This window comes from Nocardioides guangzhouensis, assembly GCF_004519545.1.
GTDB classification, from domain to species: Bacteria; Actinomycetota; Actinomycetes; order Propionibacteriales; family Nocardioidaceae; genus Nocardioides; species Nocardioides guangzhouensis.
Genome location: NZ_SDKM01000003.1, coordinates 129,369 through 145,277, shown reverse-complemented (window position 1 = coordinate 145,277; position 15,909 = coordinate 129,369). Strand labels below are relative to the sequence as shown.

19 protein-coding genes are annotated in these 15,909 nt (G+C 72.8%); 12 read left to right on the top strand and 7 right to left on the bottom strand.

Annotated elements, in window-relative coordinates:
- The first annotated feature begins 89 nt into the window (after window positions 1-89).
- From EKO23_RS03230 to EKO23_RS25030, 4 genes are read left to right on the top strand one after another with little or no spacing between them, the layout of a single operon-like run.
- Window positions 90-407: a rhodanese-like domain-containing protein gene (locus EKO23_RS03230; protein ID WP_134714011.1), complete on the top strand. Its 318-nt coding sequence runs from the start codon at window positions 90-92 to the stop codon at window positions 405-407.
- Window positions 407-1,801 (top strand): MBL fold metallo-hydrolase, encoded by a 1,395-nt coding sequence (locus EKO23_RS03225; RefSeq protein ID WP_134714009.1) that lies wholly within the window; start codon window positions 407-409, stop codon window positions 1,799-1,801. The genes EKO23_RS03230 and EKO23_RS03225 overlap by 1 nt, the downstream gene beginning before the upstream one ends.
- A complete protein-coding gene (locus EKO23_RS03220) occupies window positions 1,798-2,616 on the top strand; it encodes a sulfite exporter TauE/SafE family protein (RefSeq protein ID WP_134714007.1) in 819 nt (272 codons plus the stop codon). Before EKO23_RS03225 ends, EKO23_RS03220 begins: the two co-directional genes overlap by 4 nt.
- A 40-nt stretch (window positions 2,617-2,656) precedes the next feature.
- Window positions 2,657-2,821 carry a hypothetical protein gene (locus EKO23_RS25030; RefSeq protein WP_167880301.1) on the top strand — a complete coding sequence of 55 codons (165 nt, stop codon included), beginning with the start codon at window positions 2,657-2,659 and terminating at the stop codon, window positions 2,819-2,821.
- A gap of 61 nt (window positions 2,822-2,882) precedes the next feature.
- Here the strand turns inward: EKO23_RS25030 and EKO23_RS25025 are convergent, their stop codons facing one another.
- The gene (locus tag EKO23_RS25025; protein ID WP_246050879.1) at window positions 2,883-3,263 is read right to left on the bottom strand and encodes a cupin domain-containing protein; all 381 of its coding nucleotides are present in this window, start codon (window positions 3,261-3,263) and stop codon (window positions 2,883-2,885) included.
- 180 nt (window positions 3,264-3,443) lie between these two features.
- On the opposite strand from EKO23_RS25025, the gene EKO23_RS25020 reads away from it, so the two are divergent.
- Window positions 3,444-4,151, top strand: coding sequence for a winged helix-turn-helix transcriptional regulator (locus EKO23_RS25020; RefSeq protein WP_167880299.1), 708 nt, complete (start codon window positions 3,444-3,446; stop codon window positions 4,149-4,151).
- A gap of 95 nt (window positions 4,152-4,246) precedes the next feature.
- On the opposite strand, the gene EKO23_RS03210 is transcribed toward EKO23_RS25020, so the two are convergent.
- Complete coding sequence (locus EKO23_RS03210) at window positions 4,247-4,489, bottom strand: hypothetical protein (RefSeq protein ID WP_134714003.1); 243 nt, start codon at window positions 4,487-4,489, stop codon at window positions 4,247-4,249.
- A 69-nt stretch (window positions 4,490-4,558) separates the two neighbouring features.
- On the opposite strand from EKO23_RS03210, the gene EKO23_RS03205 reads away from it, so the two are divergent.
- A complete protein-coding gene (locus EKO23_RS03205; protein ID WP_134714001.1) occupies window positions 4,559-5,785 on the top strand; it encodes a glucose-1-phosphate adenylyltransferase family protein in 1,227 nt (408 codons plus the stop codon).
- Window positions 5,786-5,800: 15 nt separating this feature from the next.
- Here EKO23_RS03205 and EKO23_RS03200 read toward each other — a convergent pair whose 3' ends face one another.
- Together EKO23_RS03200 and EKO23_RS03195 are read right to left on the bottom strand one after the other, a co-directional pair.
- Window positions 5,801-6,439, bottom strand: coding sequence for a histidine phosphatase family protein (locus tag EKO23_RS03200; protein ID WP_134713999.1), 639 nt, complete (start codon window positions 6,437-6,439; stop codon window positions 5,801-5,803).
- A 378-nt stretch (window positions 6,440-6,817) separates the two neighbouring features.
- Window positions 6,818-7,783, bottom strand: coding sequence for an NAD(P)-dependent alcohol dehydrogenase (locus tag EKO23_RS03195; protein ID WP_134713997.1), 966 nt, complete (start codon window positions 7,781-7,783; stop codon window positions 6,818-6,820).
- 82 nt (window positions 7,784-7,865) lie between these two features.
- Here EKO23_RS03195 and EKO23_RS03190 point away from each other — a divergent pair, with 82 nt between their 5' ends.
- Window positions 7,866-8,525 (top strand): TetR/AcrR family transcriptional regulator C-terminal domain-containing protein, encoded by a 660-nt coding sequence (locus EKO23_RS03190; RefSeq protein WP_134713995.1) that lies wholly within the window; start codon window positions 7,866-7,868, stop codon window positions 8,523-8,525.
- Window positions 8,526-8,543: 18 nt separating this feature from the next.
- On the opposite strand, the gene pepN is transcribed toward EKO23_RS03190, so the two are convergent.
- The gene (gene pepN / locus EKO23_RS03185; protein WP_134713993.1) at window positions 8,544-10,979 is read right to left on the bottom strand and encodes an aminopeptidase N; all 2,436 of its coding nucleotides are present in this window, start codon (window positions 10,977-10,979) and stop codon (window positions 8,544-8,546) included.
- A 261-nt stretch (window positions 10,980-11,240) separates the two neighbouring features.
- On the opposite strand from pepN, the gene EKO23_RS03180 reads away from it, so the two are divergent.
- The gene (locus EKO23_RS03180; RefSeq protein ID WP_134713991.1) at window positions 11,241-12,575 is read left to right on the top strand and encodes an ATP-binding protein; all 1,335 of its coding nucleotides are present in this window, start codon (window positions 11,241-11,243) and stop codon (window positions 12,573-12,575) included.
- 9 nt (window positions 12,576-12,584) lie between these two features.
- The gene (locus EKO23_RS03175) at window positions 12,585-12,929 is read left to right on the top strand and encodes a VOC family protein (protein WP_134713989.1); all 345 of its coding nucleotides are present in this window, start codon (window positions 12,585-12,587) and stop codon (window positions 12,927-12,929) included.
- A 7-nt stretch (window positions 12,930-12,936) separates the two neighbouring features.
- Here EKO23_RS03175 and EKO23_RS03170 read toward each other — a convergent pair whose 3' ends face one another.
- Window positions 12,937-13,401, bottom strand: coding sequence for a globin domain-containing protein (locus tag EKO23_RS03170; RefSeq protein ID WP_217702430.1), 465 nt, complete (start codon window positions 13,399-13,401; stop codon window positions 12,937-12,939).
- 202 nt (window positions 13,402-13,603) lie between these two features.
- Here EKO23_RS03170 and EKO23_RS03165 point away from each other — a divergent pair, with 202 nt between their 5' ends.
- Genes EKO23_RS03165 through EKO23_RS03155 form a run of 3 tightly spaced genes read left to right on the top strand, consistent with a single transcriptional unit; the run spans window position 13,604 to window position 15,130 of the window.
- Window positions 13,604-13,990: a glyoxalase superfamily protein gene (locus EKO23_RS03165; protein WP_217702429.1), complete on the top strand. Its 387-nt coding sequence runs from the start codon at window positions 13,604-13,606 to the stop codon at window positions 13,988-13,990.
- Window positions 13,991-14,009: 19 nt separating this feature from the next.
- Complete coding sequence (locus tag EKO23_RS03160) at window positions 14,010-14,426, top strand: hypothetical protein (RefSeq protein ID WP_134713985.1); 417 nt, start codon at window positions 14,010-14,012, stop codon at window positions 14,424-14,426.
- A gap of 59 nt (window positions 14,427-14,485) precedes the next feature.
- The gene (locus EKO23_RS03155; RefSeq protein ID WP_134713982.1) at window positions 14,486-15,130 is read left to right on the top strand and encodes a dihydrofolate reductase family protein; all 645 of its coding nucleotides are present in this window, start codon (window positions 14,486-14,488) and stop codon (window positions 15,128-15,130) included.
- Window positions 15,131-15,261: 131 nt separating this feature from the next.
- Here the strand turns inward: EKO23_RS03155 and EKO23_RS03150 are convergent, their stop codons facing one another.
- Window positions 15,262-15,714, bottom strand: coding sequence for a hypothetical protein (locus EKO23_RS03150; RefSeq protein WP_134713980.1), 453 nt, complete (start codon window positions 15,712-15,714; stop codon window positions 15,262-15,264).
- Window positions 15,715-15,909: the final 195 nt, after the last annotated feature.

Below are 15,909 nucleotides of genomic sequence, written 5' to 3'. Positions count from 1 at the left end.
GGGCTCGTCCGGTTTGACGATACCCCGGGGGGTGTTATCGTGACAACGTAACCATACCCCCCTAGGTATTCCCGAAGGAGCAGCTCCCGATGTCACAGTCGACGCCCACGATCACGGTGGACCGCCTGGCCGAACGGCAGGCCGACGGCACCCTGATCGACGTCCGTGAGGGGAACGAGTACGTCCAGGCCCACATTCCCGGCGCCCGGCTGGTCCCGATGGGGGAGCTGCCCGCCCGCGTCGACGAGCTCGACCGTACCCGCCCGGTCTGGGTGGTCTGCGCCAGCGGCAACCGCTCCCAGGCGATGACCGACCTGCTCTGCGCCCGCGGGTTCGAGGCCTACTCCGTGGCCGACGGCACCCGGGACTGGATGACGTCCGGCCGGCCGGTCGAGCGGGGGCTCTGATGGCCACCGCCCCCGTCGTCCTCACCCTCGACACGCCGACGCTGGGCGACCGCAGCTACCTGGTCCACGACGGCGAGGTGGCGTTCGTGGTCGACCCGCAGCGCGACATCGACAGGGTGCTCGCGCTGCTCGACGAGCACGGCGTGCGGCTCACCCACGTCTTCGAGACCCACATCCACAACGACTACGTGACCGGCGGCCTCGCGCTCGCCGAGGCCACCGGCGCGGCGTACGTCGTCAACGGCGCCGACGAGGTCTCCTTCGACCGGGTGCCGGTCGCCGACGGCGACACCCTCGAGGTCGGCACGCGCATGGCGGTGACCGCGCTCAGCACCCCCGGCCACACGTTCACCCACCTGTCCTACGCGCTGCGCGACACCCCCACCGGCGCGTCCGTCGCCGTGTTCTCCGGCGGCTCCCTGCTGTACGGCGCCACCGGGCGCCCCGACCTGCTCGGGCCGGACCACACCCACGACCTGGTCCGCCACCAGCACGCGTCCGTACGCCGGCTGGCCGACGCCCTGCCCGACGAGGCGGCGGTCTTCCCGACCCACGGCTTCGGCTCGTTCTGCTCGACCAGCGTCGACGCCGAGACCGACGCCACGTCGACGATCGGACACGAGAAGCGGGTCAACCCGGCGCTGACCCAGGACGAGGAGACCTGGGTGGCCGCGCTGCTCGACGGCCTCGGCGCCTGGCCCGCCTACTACGCCCACATGGCGCCGGCCAACGCCGCCGGCCCGGGCGCCCCGGACCTGAGCCCGCCCGCGCTCGCCGACGCCACCGAGCTGCGCCGGCGGATCGAGGCCGGCGAGTGGGTGGTCGACCTGCGGCACCGCACCGCCTTCGCGGCCGGCCACGCGCCGGGCACGCTGAGCTTCGGCCTCGACGGCAGCTTCGCGACGTACCTCGGCTGGCTGATCCCCTGGGGCACCCCGCTCACCCTGCTCGGCGAGACGCCGGCGCAGGTCGCCGACGCGCAGCGCGAGCTGGTCCGGATCGGGATCGACCGGCCGGTGGCGCACGCCACCGGCCGCCCGCAGGACTGGAGCGACCGCCCGCTCGCGTCGTACCCCACCGCCACGTTCGCCGACCTCGCCCAGGTCCGGCACCACCGCGAGGTCGTGGTGCTCGACGTACGGCGCAGCGAGGAGCACGAGGCCGGCCACATCGCCGGCGCGCTCACCGTCCCCCTCCACGAGCTCCCCGCCCGGGTCACCGAGGTGCCGGAGGGCGAGGTGTGGGTGCACTGCGCCGGCGGGTACCGCGCGTCGATCGCCGCGTCCCTGCTCGCCGCGGCCGGGCGTCGCCCGGTCGCGGTCGACGACGACTTCGGCCGGGCCGCCCCGGCCGGGCTTCCGATCACCGGCCTCATGGCGGAGGTCGCCGGGTGACCCTGTCCCTGCTCGCGGTCGCGGTCGTCGCCGGGGTGGCCCTCGGCGTCGGCCTCGGCGCGCTGGGCGGGGGCGGCTCGATCCTGGCCGTGCCGGTCCTCGTCTACGCGCTCGGCCAGACGCCGACGCAGGCCACCACCGGGTCCCTGGTGGTGGTCGGGCTCGGCGCCGTCGCCGGCGCGGTCGCGGCTCGGCGCGAGGGACGCGTGCTGCTGGCCCGCGGGCTCGCCTTCGGCGGGGTCGCGACTTGCGGCGCGGTGCTCGGCGCCCGGCTCTCGACCCACGTCGGCGACACCGTGCTGATGGCCGCGTTCTCGGTGCTGCTGCTGGTGGTCGGCACGATGATGGCGGTGCGTCTCGTGCGTCGCAGCGCGCCCACCCACCGCACCTCCCCGGAGGAGCCGATCGTGGCCTTCCGGCCGGCCTTCGTCTGCCGCTGCCCGCGTGCCCTGCGGGTGCTGGTCACCGCCACCGGCGTCGGCCTGCTCACCGGGTTCCTCGGCGTCGGCGGCGGCTTCCTGGTCGTGCCCGCCCTGGTGCTGGCGCTCGGCATCCCGGTCGCCGAGGCGGCCGGCACCTCCCTGGTGGTGATCGCGGTCACCAGCACCGCCGCCCTGCTGGTCCGTACCGGCTCCGGCGTCAGCCCCAACTGGAGCGCGGTGGCCGTCCTCACCGCCACCGCCGTGGTCGGCTCGCTGGCCGGCTCCCGGCTGGCCTCGCGCTCCGACCCCCGCCGGCTCGCCGCCGCGTTCACCGGACTGGTGCTCGCGGTGGCGGCGGCGACCGCCGTCCACACCCTTCCCGCGCTCGTCTGACCCGCTACCCATCAGCTCAACCCCGAGGAGAACCCGAACCATGTGCCGACCCGTCCTCTGCAAGCAGTGCGGCAAGACCACCTGGGCCGGCTGCGGCATGCACGTCGACCAGGTGCTCGCCGGAGTCGCCGCGTCCGACCGCTGCGCCGGCCACCCCAGGCCTGAGGGCGGCGGGTTCTTCTCCCGCCTGTTCGGCCGCGGCTGATCCCGCGACCCGGCCTCCACCTGGGTGGTTCCAGCGCCGGCGAGTACGACCGCCCGAGGGCTCACACCGGGACGGAGTCGTATCGCGCCGAGATGGCCGCGCGCGCGACCGGGTCGCGAATGGCGTTCGGCGGCAAGGTACCGAGCTCGAAGAACATCTCCTCCAACCCGCCGGGCACCATCAGGGTCAGGAACCGCCCGCCCCCGTCGGACGCGGTGATGGCATGCCTCGTGTCACGAGGCACGAGCAGGTACATGCCAGGGGTGGCCTCGGTGACCTGCTCTCCGATGGTGACGGAGAAGGAGCCGTCGAGGATGAAGAACGACTCCTCGAACCCGCGATGGAGATGTGGCACCGTCCACGGACCCGCTCCGACACCGGAGAACTCCGCCAGCGTGAAGGACCTGTCGGTGGCCGCCTCGCCGGCAGCGAGCACCCGCATGGACACCACGCCGAGATCGACCGAACGCCCTTCACCTGGCCGAACGACGCGTCCTTCTCCCGCCACCAACATCACCCACCACTCCCTTCGCCGTCTCTCCAGCGTCGGCCACCACCCGGCGACGATCAACATCAGGATCTGAAGTTGCTGCCCGGGGTGCTCGCACGAGACAGTGGCTGGGTGGGTGACTACGGTCAGTTCTGTCCGATCGCCCGCAGCTCCGAGCTGCTGGCAGAACGCTGGACGCCGGTCATCGTGCGAAACCTGCTCAACGGCTGTCATACCTTCAACGAGATCCGTCAGGGGGCACCGGGCATTCCGCCCGCGCTGCTGACCCAACGGCTTCAGCTGCTCGAGCGTCACGGCATCCTGACCCGGAACGCGAAGGCGAGCGGACGTGGCGCCACCTACGAGCTGACCGAGATGGGGCGCGCCCTGGGCCCGGTCTGCGACGCGCTCGGACAATGGGGTGCCCGATGGCTGGAGATGGAGCCGCGTCACCTGGAACCGGCCTACATCCTGTGGGCAACGGTCAAGCTGGTGGACGTCGATGCTCTCCCGTCAGGTACCACGACTGTTCGGGTCCGGCTGGACGACCATCCAGCCAAGGACTACTGGATGCTGCTTCGCCGGCCACAGGCTGAGCTGTGCACGCGGAGCGTCGGCCTCACGGAAGACCTGCTGTGCGAGACCGACTCCCGGACCCTGGTCGACCTGCACCTGCGCCGGACCACCTACCCGCAAGCCCTGCGCGCCGGCAGCTTGCGGCTGGAGGGATCCCCGGCCTTGCGGCGCCGCTTCGTCCACTGGTTCCGGACCAGTCCCTTCGCCGACTACCTGCCCGGGGCCGGTGCAGGCCTGGAAACGCGACAAGGCGCCGACAGCTGACCCGCCGTCGTCTCCTGACAACGACGGCATCGCCGTGCCGCGTGCCGCGTGCCGGGCACGGGTCGCGGGCCTGGCGGGAGGCTGGCCGCCGCGGCTCAACCGGTGGGGTCGTCCCTGTCCTCCCGGGCCACGAAGTCGCTCGGCTCGCTCTCGACCATGTAGTTGGGATCCGACTCGATCCCGGCGACCACGCGCCGCAGCCAGTCCTCGTCGGCGGTCTCGATATCGCGCTCCGCGAGCTGCTCGCGGAGGTACTGCACGAGGTCCACCTCGCCAGCGTCCTTGGCGACGGACGTCGCGTCGACCGCGCGCTGCAGGTCGGCGTCGTACTCGGCCATGCCTTCTCCTCCTGGTCCTCCCGGGTCGTCAGGCGGCCCGTACCCAGGATCACTGTGCCACCATGCAGCATGGCCCGCCGACCCGTGCTCGCGATCATCCAGGCCGGTGGTGCCGGCAGCCGCATGGACGTGCTGACCGGTGAGCGCGCCAAGCCCGCGCTTCCGTTCGCGGGCACCTACCAGCTCGTCGACTTCCCGCTGTCCAACCTGACCAACAGCGGGATCACCGACGTGTGGCTCTCGGTGCAGTACCACGGCTCGACCCTCGAGCAGGAGGTCGCCAACGGCCGCCCGTGGGACCTGGACCGCAACCGCGGTGGACTCCGCCTGCTGATGCCGCAGGAGGGCACGGGCTCGACCGACGAGGAGGGGTTCGCGCGTGGCAACGCCGACGAGCTCTACCGTCTGCGCGACCAGGTCCGGGCGTTCGGTCCCGACGCGTTGCTGGTGATGAGCGCCGACCACGTCTACCGATTCGACTACGGCGAGGCCCTGGCGACGTACGACGCCTCGGGTGCGGATTGCGTGGTGGTGACCTCGCAGCGTCCGCTGGACGAGGCGGGCGACCACGCGTGCGTCGAGGTCGACGACGGCTGCCGCGTGACCGGTTTCTGGTACAAGCCCGACGACCCGCCCGGCACGACGGTGGCCGCGGAGATCATGGTCTACCGGCCCGAGGTCCTCGTCGCCGTGCTCGAGGACCTGCACCGGGAACTGGCGGCCGAAGCTCCGCAGGGAGACACCGGGCTCGGCGACTTCGGGGAGCACCTGCTCCCCCGGCTCGTGGCCCGCCACCACGTGGTCGCACACCCGCTCGAGGGGTACTGGCGCGACGTGGGCGAGCCGCACAAGTACCTCGCCGCCCACCACGACCTGCTCACCGACGACGTGGGCATCTTCGACGACCCGGCCTGGCCGATCCTCACCCGCCATCCGCAGCGCGTCCCGGCGCGCGTGCTGGCCGGCGGCGAGGTCGTGGACAGCCTGCTCTCCCCCGGGTGCCGGGTGACCGGTCGGGTGGAGCGATCGGTGCTCGGACCCGGTGTGGTGGTGGCGAAGGGGGCCGTCGTGCGCGACAGCGTGCTGTTCGCGGACACGGTGGTCGAGGCCGGCGCGATGGTGGACCACGCCGTGGTCGACGAGCGCTGCCGGGTCGAGGCGGGCGCGGCGGTCGGGGAGCCGGGTCGACCGGAGGAGCCCGACGCCGTGACGGTCATCGGGCGCGACAGCCTCGTGGTCGCGGGCGCCTCCCTGGCGCGAGGGAGCAGGTTGGAACCCGGCTCGACCGCGGACTGACGCTCACTCAGTCAGTCAGGCAGGCTCGGCGGCCGGCCCGGCCTCGCCGCCGGGCTCCACCACCTCGGTGTCCCACTCGGTGGCCATCCAGCCGTCGCCGTGGGCCCGGAGCCGGACCAGGCCGGTGTTGCCCAGCGGCCGGTCCCGGACCAGCTCGACCGGAACGTTCGCGACCCGCAGGCCGCACCACGCCCGCAGCATCGCGCCGTGGCTGACCACGGCCACCCGGTCGTGCCCGGCCGCCCGGATCCGGTCGACGGCGCCGTCGAAGCGCGCGATCGCCTGGGCGGCCGACTCGCCGCCGGGCACGATCGGGCCCTGGCGGCCCTCCAGCCCGGCAACCACGCCGTCCCGGTAGGCGTCGGCGTGCGCGTCGTCGGAGGACATCTCCCAGTCACCGGCGGAGATCTCCACCAGGCCCGGGTGCTCGCGGGGCTCGAGTCCGCGCGGCTCCGCCAGCCCCATCGCCGTACGCCGGGCCCGGAGCGCCGGCGAGCACCACACGGCGTCGATCTCCTCGTCGGCGAGGTGGCCGGCCAGGTCGGCGACCTGACGCTCCCCGAGCTCGGTCAGGTCGGCGCCGGGGAGGGCGGTGTCGAGGGCCCGACTCACGTTGGAGTGGGTCTGGGCGTGCCGGATCAGCAGCAGGTCCATGCCCGCAGCCTAGGTGGGCGCCCCCGCCCGACCCGAGGGCCTCCCGGATCGGCTCGTGGCCCGGACGGGCCAACCCCAAGTCGGCATGGCCGACCGGGAGCCGACGGTCGCACACTGGGTCCTTTCAGGGGGTCTCGGGAGGTGCGGCGGCGGTGGCACGGCCGTCGGGCCACGGGGACACGGGGAACGGCGAGATGACGGGGACTGCGATGGCTGCTACGCCGACGCTGTGCACGCCCTGCCGGCTCGGGATCCACTCGTGCTGCACCTCCCGCTTGCGCCGGTGCGCCTGCGTCGCCGAGGGCCATCCCGACGGCGCCTCGGGCGCACCGGCGGGCCCCCGCCAACGGGCGTCGTGACCTCCGCTCCGGTGACGCGTCAGGAGACCGCGACCACGACCTTGCCGCGGGCGTGCCCGTCCTGGACGTGCGCGACCGCCTTGGCGGCGTCGGCCAGCGGGAAGGTGCGGTCGACCACCGGCCGGTAGGCGCCCTCGTCGGCGAGCCGGGCCAGCTCCTCGACGTGCTCGGCCTTCTCCCGCGAGGCCAGCATCACCAGCCGGTGGTGCGTGAACGGCGCCCGCAGCGCCATCGCGAGCGGCCGCCCCATGCCGCCGAGCACGCGCCCGCCACCCTCACCGCCGACGATCACCAGCGCCCCGGTCGGGGTGAGCCAGCTGCGCATCAGCGTCACCGGGCGGTTGCCGCCGATGTCGAGGATCGCGTCGTACGGCGCCCCGCGGCCGAGGTCGTCGCGGGTGTGGTCGAGCACCTCGGCAGCACCGAGCTCGCGGACCAGGTCGAGCTTGGTCGGACCTGCGACGCCGACCACCTCGGCCCCGGCCGCCGCGGCCAGCTGCACGGCGTACGACCCGACGCCGCCGGAGGCACCGATCACCAGCACCCGCTGGCCGGCCCGCACCCTCGCGTCCCGGACGGCCTGGAGAGCGGTCATGCCGGAGATCGGGACCGCCGCCGCCTGGGTGAAGTCGAGCGACGCCGGCTTGTGCGCGAGGTGGTCCTCCCGGGCGACGGTGAGCTCGGCGAACGAGCCGCCGGTCGAGCCGAAGACCTCGTCGCCGACCGCGAACCGGGTGACCCCCTCCCCGACCGCCTCGACCACACCGGCCAGGTCGCGGCCGATCGTGGGCGTCCGCGGGCCGCGGAACCCGAGGAACGGGCGCATCAGCAGCGGCAGCCCGGTCATCAGGTGCACCGTGCCCTGGTCGACGGCCGCCGCCCGGACCCGAACCAGCACCTCACCCTTGCCCGGCACCGGTGCCGGCACCTCCCGCAGCTCGAGCCGCTCGGGGCCGCCGTACCGGTCCTGTCGGATCGCCTTCATGCCGTTCCACCTGCCTTACATCGTAAGTTCGAGGTGCTAGGCTAGCCTTACGCCGTAAGTCCACGCAAGGAGGTCCGCCCGAATGTCTGGACGCGTCCGCCCCGGGCTCACCCGGGAGGCTGTGCTCGCGGCCGCCGTGGAGCTGGCCGACCGCGACGGCCTGGCGGCGCTCTCGATGCGGTCGCTGGCCCGCCACCTGGGGGTCGAGGCGATGTCGCTCTACCACCACGTGGCCAACAAGGAGGCGCTGCTCGACGGCATGGTCGACGCGGTGTTCGCCGAGATCCACGCACCGACGGCCGCGGGGGACTGGCGCGTCGAGATGGCCGCGCGGCACCACTCCGCCCGGGCGGCGCTCACGGGGCACCGGTGGGCGGTCGGGCTGATGGACTCGCGCAGCTCCCCCGGGCCGGCGACGCTGCGCCACCACGACGCGGTGATCGGCTGCCTGCGTGCCGGCGGCTTCTCGATCGCGATGTCCGCGCACGCGTTCGCGGTCCTCGACTCACACCTCTACGGCTTCCTCGTGCAGGAGGTCAGCCTGCCGTTCGACGAAGGCGACGACATGGGCGCGGTGGCCGAGGACATCCTCGGCGACGTGCCGATGGACGGGCTCCCCCACCTCACCGAGATGGCGGTCGAGCACGTCATGCAGCCGGGGTACGCCTTTGCCGACGAGTTCGACTGGGGCCTCGAGCTGATCCTCGACGGCCTCGAGCGGCGGCGTACGACGGACGGCTGAAGCAGTGCGACGCGGCCGTCAGCCTCGCGCCCGGAGCATCCTGCGCACCTCGTCGGACCGCTCGGCCAGGGTCTTGGCAACCACCGGCTGCACCCCGTCCGCGGCGGCATCGGCGGCCCGGTCCAGGAACGCGGCGTCGATGCCGTAGAGCGGGAACAGCCGGCGGGTGAACGCCATCGCCGGGATCATCCCGCCACGGTGCAGCTCGGGCAGCAGCGCCAGGAAGCGGTCGGCGTACGGCGCGAGCACGTCGTCCTGGCCGGGCCGCCAGAACGGCACCATCACCGACGACGTCGAGCCGATCGGCACCGAACGCTCGACGGCCACCCGGCGCCAGGCCTCGGCCTTCGCGTCCGCGTCCGGCCGGGCGGCGGTGACGCCGAGGGCGCGGACCCAGGCCTCCGGGTCGGGGTCCTTCTCCAGCAGCACCTCGACCTCGCCGTCGGTCTCCCCACCGAGCTCGGCCTTGCGGGTCATGATCCGCCAGTGCAGGTCGATGTCGTGCCCGGCCTCCTCCTGCAGCCGGGCGACCTCGTCCAGGTCGGCGGCCGTGCGGGCCCGCGTGCGCAGCGCGACCACCCGCCGGCCCGGTCGGCCCTCGAGCTCGCGGCAGACGGCGTCGACCTGCCCCAGCAGGGCGGGCCGCTCCGCGTCGCCCGACCACGACTCCGCGACGTCGCCAGCGAGCTTGAGGTACGGCTCGACCACGGACCCGGACGTCTCTGCCGCGAGCACCCCCGTCAGGCAGCCCACCATCTCGGCCGGAGTCGCCTCGCCCGACGCGAGCATGTCGTACACCGTGGCCACCGCGACCGCCCGGGAGAGCGGCGACGGCAGCAGACCCGCATGGGCGACGAGGGCGTCGCGGGTGGCGGCGTCGGGGCGCGAGGTGGCGAAGGTCAGGTCGTCGTCGTTGACCAGGTGCACGTCCGCCGACGGCAGGTCGACCCCGGTCCGCGCGGCCCCGACCTCGACCCGCGTCGTCCCGACCGGGACCAGCCCGTCGCCCTCGCGCCGGTAGGACCCGATGTCCACCACGTGCGGCCGGGGGCCGTCCCCGCCCGGACCGGTGGCGACGAGGACGTGGGCGTCTCCGTCGTGCTCCAGCACGAGCCGGTCCACGCCGGCGGTCTCCAGCCAGCCGGTGCGCCAGGCGTCGAGGTCGCGGCCGCTGCTCTCGGCGAGCGCGTCGACCAGGTCCTGGAGGGTGGTGTTCTGCCAGGCGTGCTTCGCGAAGTACGCCGCCATGCCGGCCCGGAAGCGCTCCTCCCCCACGTACGTCACGAGCTGGGTCAGTGCGGACGCGCCCTTGGGGTAGGTGATCGAGTCGAAGATCGAGGCGGCCTCGGCGACGTCGCGCACCGGCATGCTGATCGGGTGGGAGGTCGGCCCCTGGTCGGCGAGGTAGGCCTGCAGCTTGTAGACCAGCAGGAAGCCGGCACCTGCGTCGACGTACTCGGTGGCCTCCGCGGCCGCCCACGTGCAGGCGAAGTCCGCGAACGCCTCGTTCAGCCAGAGGTCTTCCCACCAGCGCATCGTGACGATGTTGCCGAACCACATGTGCGCCATCTCGTGCAGCAGGTACGTCGCGAGCAGCTCGCGCTCGGCGTACGTCGGCGGCGCGCTGCGCAGGAACCAGTCCGACCAGGTGACGCAGCCGAAGTTCTCCATCGCCCCTCCGAGCTCCGGGACGAAGACCTGGTCGTAGCGCCGCTGCGGGAACGGCATCGAGAACGCCTCGCCGAAGAACGCCAGCCCCTGTTCGGTGAGCCGGAAGATCTCGTCGGCGTCGCGCTCGAGCCGGTCGGCGTACGACGCACGGGCGTAGATGCCGAGGTCGTGGCCGCCGGCCTCGCGCCGGATCCCGTGGAACGGACCGGCGTTGACGACCGTGTTGTAGACCGACAGCGGTGGGGTGTCGGGGAACGTCCAGGTCCGGTGCTCGCCGTCCCCGGTCACCTCCGCGTCACCGGCGTTGCTGAGCACCGTCCACGCCGCCGGCGCGGTCACGGTGAACGCGTGCGGCGCCTTCAGGTCGGGCTGGTCGAAGCAGGCCCACACGTGCCGGGCCTCGTCGGGCTCGAACGACATCCAGAGGTAGACCTCGCCGTCGGACGGGTCGACCGCCCGGTGCACGCCCTCGCCCTGGGTGGTGTTCGCCTGCACGGACTCCACGACCAGGACGTTCTCCGCCTGCAGGTCGGTGAGTGCGATCCGCCCGTGCTCCGGCGGCGCCAGCGGCGTCCCGTTCAGCGTCGCCGCCACCACGTCGGCCGCGCAGTCGACGAACGTGCTGGCCCCCGGCTGCCGGCACGTGAAGGTCGTCGTCGACGTGCACCGCACCTCCGGCCCCGACGGCACGCCGCTCAGGTCGACGGCGATGTCGTAGCGCCGTACGTCGAGCAGCGCCGCGCGCTCCCGGGCCTCACCACGGGTCAGGCTGCGGATCTCCATCAGTCCCTCCTCGACTCACCCAGCATCCCCCTGCGGCACAGCCTGCACCACGGGACGCCGCCGAGCGGGGAGGTGCGACTCGGGGACGAACAGGCGTCTGGTCCTCCTGTCGGACCTGTCGCGTGGCTCGCGCTCGCGGCGCGCCAACCGCTTTCCCGCGCGCGACGACCCCGGGTGGGCGTACTCTCGGCGTGCGGTCGAGAAGATGACGGCGGACGTCGGGCGCCGGGGTCTCGGGTCTCTCGTATGGGGTGAAGCAGCGTGGACGAGTCGGTGGAGCTGTACGAGCTGCTGCCGCCCGAGGCGTCGAGCGCGTCACGGGCACGGGCGCTGGTCCGCCGGGCGCTGGACTCCGCTGGACCCGACCCGGACGAGTGGGCCGAGGAGGCGCAGCTCGCGGTCAGCGAGGTGGTCACGAATGCCCTCGTGCACAGCGGTACGCCGATCGGCGTGCGCGTGCGGGTCACGGACGGCGGGCTCCGGGTCGAGGTGACCGACGGCAACCCGCACCACCCGTCGGCGCGGGAGTACGCCACGCTTGCCGGCACGGGACGGGGGCTGACCCTGCTCGAGGAGTCGGTCGACGGGTGGGGCGTCGAGCCGATGCCGGGCGGCAAGACCGTCTGGTTCGAGCTCCGCAGCGCCGGCAGCGCGCCGTACGCCCACGCGCCGGCCGGAGCCGCGGCCGGTGCCGGCCCCGTGGGGGACGCCGGACCGCTGGCGGTGGACGCGCTCGTCGAGCTGCGCAACGTGCCGCTGCTCATGCACGCGGCCTGGCAGGAGCACGCCGCGGCGCTGCTGCGCGACTTCCTGCTGGTCCAGCTCGACGAGGATCCGGACGCCATCGAACGGCACGCGCAGGCCAGCGACGCGCTCCACGTGCTGTTCGAGCAGATCCCCTCACCGGACCTCGGCGACGACCCGGAGGCGCTGATGGCGGCGGCCGTCGAGCCGGCCGTGTCGCTGCCCGTGGCGACGCTGACCGTGCCGCACCGCTCGATCCCCCACTTCGCGGCGCTCGACCAGCTGCTCGACCGTGCGGTCGCGGCCGCGGACCGTGGCCACCTGCTGGTGCCGCCGACCCAGCCCGAGGTGCAGGAGATGCGGACCTGGCTGTGCGGCCAGGTACGCGGGCAGGTCCTCTCCGGGCGGGCACCCCAGCCGTGGCAGGCGCGCACCGACCCGCGCGAGCCGGTCGACCTGGTCGAGTACGCCGACTGGGACCCGGCCGAGGTGAGCGGCTCGGCCCGGTCGCTGATCGCGACCGACGAGCGCAGCGTCGTGGTCGCGGCCAGCCCGTCCGCGCTGGCCTTCCTCGGGTACGCCGACGCGTCGGCACTGGTCGGCCGCCGGGTGATCACGATCATTCCGCCGCGGTTCCGGCAGGCGCACATCGCCGGCACCACGCTGCACGTCGTCAACGGCCGCGACCCGCTGCTCGGCGTGCGCCTGCGGGTGCCGGTCCTCCGCGCCGACGGCACCGAGGCGCTCGCGGAGCTGCTGGTCGAGAAGCGGCAGCGGACGGCCGGACGCCGGGTGTACGTCGGTGAGCTGTCGGTGGCCGCGCACCCCCGGGTCGCGGCCGAGGTCCCCTAGGGTCGGGAGATGGCTCTCGCACTCTTCGCGGGCATCCGGGTCTCCGACCTCGAGCGGGCGCAGGAGTGGTACGCCCGGCTGCTCGGGAAGGACCCGGCGTTCTTCCCCAACGACGTCGAGGCGGTCTGGGAGCTCGACGAGAACCGCTTCCTCTACGTCGAGGTCTCCCCCGAGCTGGCCGGCGGCGGGCTGGTCACGCTGTTCCTCGACGACCTCGACGCGTTCGTCGACGCCGCGTCCGGACGCGGGATCGAGCCGAGCAAGCAGGAGACCTACGAGAACGGCGTGCGCAAGGCGACGTACCACGACCCCGACGGCAACGAGGTCGGCTGCGGCGGGCCACCGACGGGCTGAACCCGGATCAGGCGACCGGCCCGTCCCAGGTCCAGCGCGGCATCGGCAGCCCCTCCGGTACGGCGCCGGGGTCGTGCGGGTGCGTGTTCATCTCGTCGATCGACCAGCGGAACCAGCGCTGCATGGTCGTCCGCAGCCGCTCCTCGTCCGCCAGCCCGGCATCCGCGAGCGCGCCCTCGAAGCAGGCGATCGCGCGCCGGTCGAGCTCCTCGTGCTCGCCGTTGCCGGAGTGCATGCGCAGCACGTGGCTGTGGTCGCCCATCGTGCGCGTGTAGTCGTCGGGGCCGCCGAGCGCCTCGCCCCAGTACGCCGCCAGACGGTCGAGGTGCTGCGGGTGACCGGGGTGCTCGAACGGGTGGGCGGCCACCGGGTCGGCGAGACAGCGCCGGTGCCAGGCCTCCGCCAGCGCCCGCATCCCCGCCGCTCCTCCGGCCGCCTGGTACACCGTGGCGTCCACGGGAGTCTGCTCCATGGCCCGATCCTCCGCCCCGGCCCGCTGCGTCACAAGAACGGGGTCACAAGAACGGGGTCACAAGAACGGGGCCACAAGAACGGGGCCACAAGAACGGGGTCACATGAGCGGGGTCACGAGCAGGGGGTCACAAGGATGGGGCCTGCAAGGACCACTCGCCCGGGTGATTGCCGCCGGGCCCGGCCGTTGCTGTGATGGTCGGGTGAGCGCCCGTGTGCAGCACGTCGTCCCGATCCTCAACGTGCGCGACGTCGCGGCCAGCCTCGCCTACTACGTCGACGTGCTCGGCTTCCAGCTCTCGTGGGCCTGGGGCGAGCCCCCGACGTACGGCGGCGTGGTCTCGGGCCGGGCCGAGATCCAGTTCTGCCAGGACGGGCAGGGCAGCACCGGCACCTGGGTCGCGGTCTGGGTCGACGACGTCGACGACCTCTACGAGGTGCTGCTCGACCGCGACGTCGACATCCGCCAGCCCCCGACCACGTTCGAGTGGGGCGTGCGCGAGATGAACGTCGCCGACCCCGACGGCCACCGGATCCGGTTCAGCACCGGCACCGAGGCGCCTCCCGACGGGCCGGACCTCGTGGACTGAACGGGCGTAGCGTGGGGGCATGACCGGTGCGGTCACAGCGAGAGCGGCGGACGTGGTGATCTACGTCGACCACTCCGACATCCTCCCGGACCGTCTGGATGAGCTGAAGGAAGGGATCCGGCGGGTGGTCGCCGTCATCGAGGAGCGCGAGCCGCAGCTCATCGCGTACGGCTTCCACCTCGACGAGGAGCGGGGTCGCATGACCGTCACCGCCGTTCATCCGGACAGCGCGTCGCTCGAGCTCCACCTCGGGGTCGGACGCGAGGAGTTCAGGAAGCTGGGAGGCATGATCACGCTGCGGCGGATCGAGGTCTACGGGTCGATCGACGAGCGGGTGCGGGACCTGCTCGAGCAGAAGGTGGAGATGCTGGGCGTCGGCGAGGTCGTCGTGACCCCACGCCTGGCAGGCTTTGCCCGCACGACCGCTGCACGTTGAAGCGGAGCTCCACCACGTGTGGTGATGGCAGTCCATGGAATCTCGCGCTGGAGGCACCGATGGCAGTCCGGGTCGACCTCAACATCTCGCTCGACGGATTCGCGACCACGACGGACCAGACCCCCGAGAACCCCTTCGGCGAGGACTGGTCGCGCCTGGTCGGCGCGTACGCCGCGACCCGGACCTTCCGTGAACGCGTCCTGCACGACACCTCGGGTGAGGGCACCACCGGCGTGGACGACAAGTACGCCGAGGCCTACTTCGCCGAGGTCGGCGCGGAGATCATGGGCGCGGGGATGTTCGGCCTGCACAGCTTCCCGGACGACCCGGACTGGCGGGGCTGGTGGGGCGACGAGCCCCCGTTCCGGGTCCCGGTGCTCGTCCTCACGCACAGCGCCCCGAGGGCATCGATCGAGATGGCCGGCGGCACGACGTTCCACTTCCTGTCCGCGACACCGCAGGAGGCGCTCGACCGGGCCCTGGAAGCCGCCGGGGGCAAGGACGTCCGCGTCGGCGGCGGAGCGACCGTCGTGCGCGACTTCCTCGCGGCACGGCTGGTCGACCGGCTCCACGTCGCGATCGCACCGATGCTCCTCGGCCGCGGCATCCGCCTCTGGGACGACCTGCGCGGCCTGGAGTCCGGCTACGATGTCATCGCCGAGACGGCCGAGAGCGGCACCATCCACCTGACCTTCCGGCGGTAGGACCCAGCCGGGAGTCGGCTACACGTTGAACCGGAACTCGACCACGTCGCCGCCGGACAGCGCCCCGGGTCCAACACACTCACATAGCCGATGAGAGTGCGATGGACCTCGTGCCGAACGGAGTGTCGTCCCTACTCGTCCGCCGGCGGACCGACGTCTCCCGGCTGTGTACCGCAATTCTTGGCGATCGTGTCGAGGATGTCCTTCGCGGGTGCGGGCAGCGGCTTTGTCACGTCTGCCGGTCCGGAGACGGGGCGCAACTCGTCGGCGATGCTCGGCAGGTCCCGGCCGGCACCATCGTCGAAGATGGTGACAGTGGAGTCCTGCGTGAACAAGACGAGCCCACCGCCGAAGTAGACTGCCGGGACGCCGCGTATGTCGGCGAGGCGGCTGCAACCTACAGCGCCCGTTAGGCTCTTCGAGCCGTTCTGCACCTGTATCGGGGGGGTGCATCCGCCCTCGTCCTCGATCTGGATCTCGCACGTGCCGTAGGCGAAGTAGCCACCACCCTCGACCCACGTGAGGTCGAGACCGTCGTGGGACCGGCCAAGGAAGTACAACGGTCGCCCTTTGGCTGTGGCCATCGTCTCGAGCTGTTCGGAGAGCTCACTCCGAGTCTGTGTCTGGCTCCGTTGCGCCGACGAGCATGCGGTGCTGGTCAGGCACAGGACTACGACCACGCTCAGGGCGAACCAACCAGCGGCCCTCACACGAACAGATTACGCCCCGGCGAAGTCGCGCTCACCGACCGAGAATGCCGCGCTGCAGCCGATGCACTC